Genomic DNA, 3,947 nt, shown 5'->3' on the forward strand with positions numbered 1-3,947 from the left:
TCGGCTCTCTATACGGCGCGTTTTCTGTGTCTGTTACTGATCCTGCTGATCGGAACGGCAACGCCCGGAAAGCCCCAGTCGGCTCTCTATACGGCGCGTTTTCTGTGTCTGTTACTGATCCTGCTGATCGGAACGGCAACACCTCGAAAGCCCCAGCCGGCTCGACCGGCCGCGGCACGCTCTGCGCGCTCGCGCTTCTCCGCAACACCCAGCGCGAGTGCTTGAGGCGCCGGGGCCGGATCGAGCCGACTGCCCCTTTCAGTCCCGCCCCGCACCGCGACCGCGGGCCTCGCACCTCCCCAACCTCGGCGGCGGCGCGGCCGCGGAACCGCAACGCCGCGCGAGAGACAAGCTCTCGCTGGCCTCCGGCGTGCGGTAGCGCGCCGGAGACACCGCGTCGCGCCCGGCCCGCGGCCTCCCTCGCGCGCGTTACTCGCGCGCGCCGACCGTAACGGCAACACGGATCAGCGCAATCGGACTGCCGGGCTCGCGTCGCTCGCGGACCGGTCGACCGTCACGAAAACCGCCACGAGAGGCGGTGACACGCCTCCGCGGTCGCGGCTCGTATGGAAGGGGTTTTATGTACGCCGTCGAAAGATTGCCCCACTATGGGCAAGAAGTCGAAGGCCAAGAAGAAGCGGCTGGCGAAGAAGGAACGCCAGAACACGCGCGTCCCCACGTGGGTCATGATGAAGACCGACATGAACGTCACCCGCAACCCCAAGCGGCGCAACTGGCGACGCAACGACCTGGACGAGTAAATGAGCACGAACGATTTCGAGGAGCGCGTCGTCACGATCCCGCTCCGCGACGCCAACGACAAGCCGAAGCAGGAGCGCGCCGACTTCGCGATGAAGATCGTGCGCGAGCACCTCGCGCAGCACTTCTCCGTCGAGGAGGACGCCGTCACGCTGGACGCCTCGGTCAACGAGACCGTCTGGGCGAACGGCCGTCAGAACCCGCCGAGCAAGCTCCGCGTCCGCGCGGCCCGCTTCGTCGAGGACGGCGAATCGGTCGTCGAAGCCGAGACCGCGGAGTAGCGTGTTACGGGCGTCCTTCGCCGGGTCGGCGTACGTCGGCGTGTTCGCGCGCGTCGCGGACGACACGCTGCTCGTCCGCCCGGACATCGACGAGTCGCTGCAGGCGGACCTCGGCGAGGAGCTCGACGCGACCGTCGTCCCCACGACCGTCGGCGGCTCCAACACCGTCGGCGCGCTCGCGGCCGGCAACGAGAACGGTGTGTTGGTCTCCGAGCGCGCGACGACCCGCGAGGTCGACCGCATCGCCGACGCGGCCGGCGCCGAGGTTCACGAACTCCCGGGCAAGATCAACGCCGCGGGGAACGTGGTGCTCGCCAACGACTACGGCGCGTACGTCCACCCCGACCTCTCCCGCGAGGCCGTGACGACCGTCCGCGACGCGCTCGGCGTCCCCGTCGAGCGCGGCTCGCTGGCGGACGTCCACACCGTCGGGACCGCCGCGGTCGCGAACAACACGGGCGTGATCTGTCACCCCAAATCCACCGAGGACCAGCTGCAGACGGTCGAGGAGCACCTCGACGTGTACGCCGACCTCGGCACGATCAACTACGGCGGCCCGCTCGTCGGCTCGGGACTGATCGCCAACGACGACGGCTACGTCGTCGGGCAGGACACCACCGGGCCGGAGCTCGGCCGCATCGACGACACGCTGGGCTTCATCGACTGAGCCGACGGCCGCTGCGCGGACCCCCTTCCGTCGGTCCGCTCCTCCCCCGCTCCGCAGTACCTTTTATACCTCGCCCCGCCGAGTCCGAACCATGGCCGCCCTCCAGTTGGATGGATTGACGAGGTACTACGGCGACGTACGGGGGATAGAGAACGTCTCTCTCACCGTTGAGGAGGGTGAGGTGTTCGGGTTCCTCGGTCCCAACGGCGCCGGTAAGACGACGACGATTCGGACGTGCATGGGCTTTCTCTCGCCGACCGACGGGTCGGCCCGCGTGCTGGGCCGCGACCCGACGGACGAGGCGGAGTTCCTGGAGGCACGTCGACGGATCGGCTACCTGCCGAGCGACCCGGGGCTCGATCCGGACCGGACCGGCGCCGCGTACCTCGACTTGCAGACGGACCTGAAGGGGGAGACTCGACGGCGGGAGCTCGTCGAGCGGTTCGGGCTCCCCGAGGACCGCCGCATCGGCGACCTCTCTCGGGGCAACCGGCAGAAGGTCGCGCTCGTCTCCGCGTTCATGCACGAGCCGGATCTTCTCGTGCTCGACGAGCCGACCGCCGGGCTCGACCCGCTGCTACAGGAGGAGTTCAACGCCCTTGTGGAGGAGGCGGTCGCGGACGGCGCGACCGCGTTCCTCTCCTCGCACGTGTTGAGCGAGGTGCAGACGCTGTGTGACCGCGTCGGGATCGTCAGGAACGGGCGGCTGGCGACCGTCGAGCGCGTCGACGACCTGCTCGAGCGCGCCGGCAAGCGCGTTCGCGTGGCAGTCTCGGGGGCAGGTCCGCGGGCGGGGGAACGGACCGAGGGCCGCGTTGAGGACTCGCTCGAACGGCTGACCGGCACCCACGACGTGCGCGTCGGCGACGGGGATCCGACGCCGGTCTCGTTTACCTACACCGGCGCCTACGACGACCTCGTCGCGTGGCTGGCCGAGCGCCCGATCGCGAACCTCGACGTGCGCGACGCGCCGCTTGAGGACGTCTTTCTCCGGTTCTATGGCGAGACCGACGACGAGGCGGACGACGAGTCGGCAGGGGCCGGATCGGGGGAACCGGCGGGGGTCGGGCCGTGAACCCGGACGACCGTCCACCGGCGTGGCTGGCGATCGCCCGCTACGAGGCGGCCGGCCGGCGGCGCGGGACCGCGGTGCTGACGGGACTGCTGTCGGCGTTCGTCGTCGTCTTCCTCGCGTTCTTCCCCGCGTTCGCGGACTCGGGTATCGACATGGACGCGTACGTCGAGGCGTTCCCGCCGGCGTTCCGGGAGCTGTTCGGGATCATCACCATCGCCACCGTGGAGGGGTTCCTCGCGGTGGAGTTCTACCAGTTCGCGTGGGTGATCCTCGTCGGACTCTACCTCGCGTACCTCGGCGGCGAGACGGTCGCGGCCGACGTGGAGAGCCGCCGCATGGACCTCACGCTCGCGGGGCCGGTCCGGCGGCGTTCGGTTGTCGTCGGCACGTTCCTCGGGCTGGTCCCGCTGGTGTTAGTGCTGAACGCGGTCCTCCCGGTCGTCGCCTACCTCGGCGTGCTCGGGATCGGCGAGACGATCGCTGCGGAGCGACTGATCGCGGTCCACGCGCTGGCGGTACCGTACCACCTCGCGTGCGCCGCCATCGGCGTGCTCGCGTCGGTGCTGTTCGGGCGGGCGGGAATCGCGCAGCGCGTCGCGCTCGGGACGGTGTTCGCGCTCTACATGTTCGAGTCGCTGACGGCGCTGACCGACTACGACTGGCTCGGCGCGATCAGCCCGACCGCGTACTACGACCCCTCGGCGATACTGGTGAACGCCGAGTACGACTGGGTCGGGGGCGGGATCCTGTTGGTGGGCTCTGCGGCGCTCGTCGCGCTCGCCGTGGTCCGGTTCGAGCGCGCGGACCTGACTGGATAAGTGGGAGATCCTCGTGGCGGTGCTTCTCGGGACGGTGCTGCAACCGCTTCGATGCGGGCGTTTTCTGTTTTCGTCGTTGCGCCTGCTGATCTGGACCGGAATGTCCAGAACGCCCCAGTCGGTTCTCCCTCCTACAGCTGTGGGTCTGTCGCAGATCCTTCTGGTCGGGACGGTAACGCCCAGAAAGCCCCAGCCGGCTCTCCCCACTACGCTGCTGTGTCTTTTTCTGTGACTGCTGATCTGGACAGCAACGCCCAGAAAGCCCCAGCCGGCTCTCCCCACTACGCTGCTGTGTCTTTTTCTGTGACTGCTGATCTGGACAGCAACGCCCAGAAAGCCCCAGCCGG

General features: G+C 68.9%; 6 protein-coding genes. All 6 read left to right on the forward strand.

Annotation, left to right across the window (positions count from 1 at the left end; translation table 11 throughout):
- Window positions 1-225 (forward strand): hypothetical protein (locus AN233_RS17730; protein ID WP_218055092.1); only part of this gene is annotated, 225 nt, incomplete at its 5' end.
- Between the two features lie 383 nt (window positions 226-608).
- Window positions 609-761: a 50S ribosomal protein L39e gene (locus AN233_RS12575; RefSeq protein ID WP_058367121.1), complete on the forward strand. Its 153-nt coding sequence runs from the start codon at window positions 609-611 to the stop codon at window positions 759-761.
- Window positions 762-1,040 carry a 50S ribosomal protein L31e gene (locus AN233_RS12580; RefSeq protein WP_058367122.1) on the forward strand — a complete coding sequence of 93 codons (279 nt, stop codon included), beginning with the start codon at window positions 762-764 and terminating at the stop codon, window positions 1,038-1,040.
- A 1-nt stretch (window position 1,041) separates the two neighbouring features.
- Window positions 1,042-1,707: a translation initiation factor IF-6 gene (locus AN233_RS12585; protein WP_058367123.1), complete on the forward strand. Its 666-nt coding sequence runs from the start codon at window positions 1,042-1,044 to the stop codon at window positions 1,705-1,707.
- Window positions 1,708-1,798: 91 nt separating this feature from the next.
- Window positions 1,799-2,782, forward strand: coding sequence for an ABC transporter ATP-binding protein (locus AN233_RS12590; RefSeq protein ID WP_058367124.1), 984 nt, complete (start codon window positions 1,799-1,801; stop codon window positions 2,780-2,782).
- Window positions 2,779-3,600, forward strand: a complete 822-nt coding sequence (locus tag AN233_RS12595; protein ID WP_058367125.1) for an ABC transporter permease subunit — start codon at window positions 2,779-2,781, stop codon at window positions 3,598-3,600. Before AN233_RS12590 ends, AN233_RS12595 begins: the two co-directional genes overlap by 4 nt.
- Window positions 3,601-3,947: the final 347 nt, after the last annotated feature.

It is taken from the genome of Haloparvum sedimenti (assembly GCF_001462205.1).
Lineage (GTDB): Archaea > Halobacteriota > Halobacteria > Halobacteriales > Haloferacaceae > Haloparvum > Haloparvum sedimenti.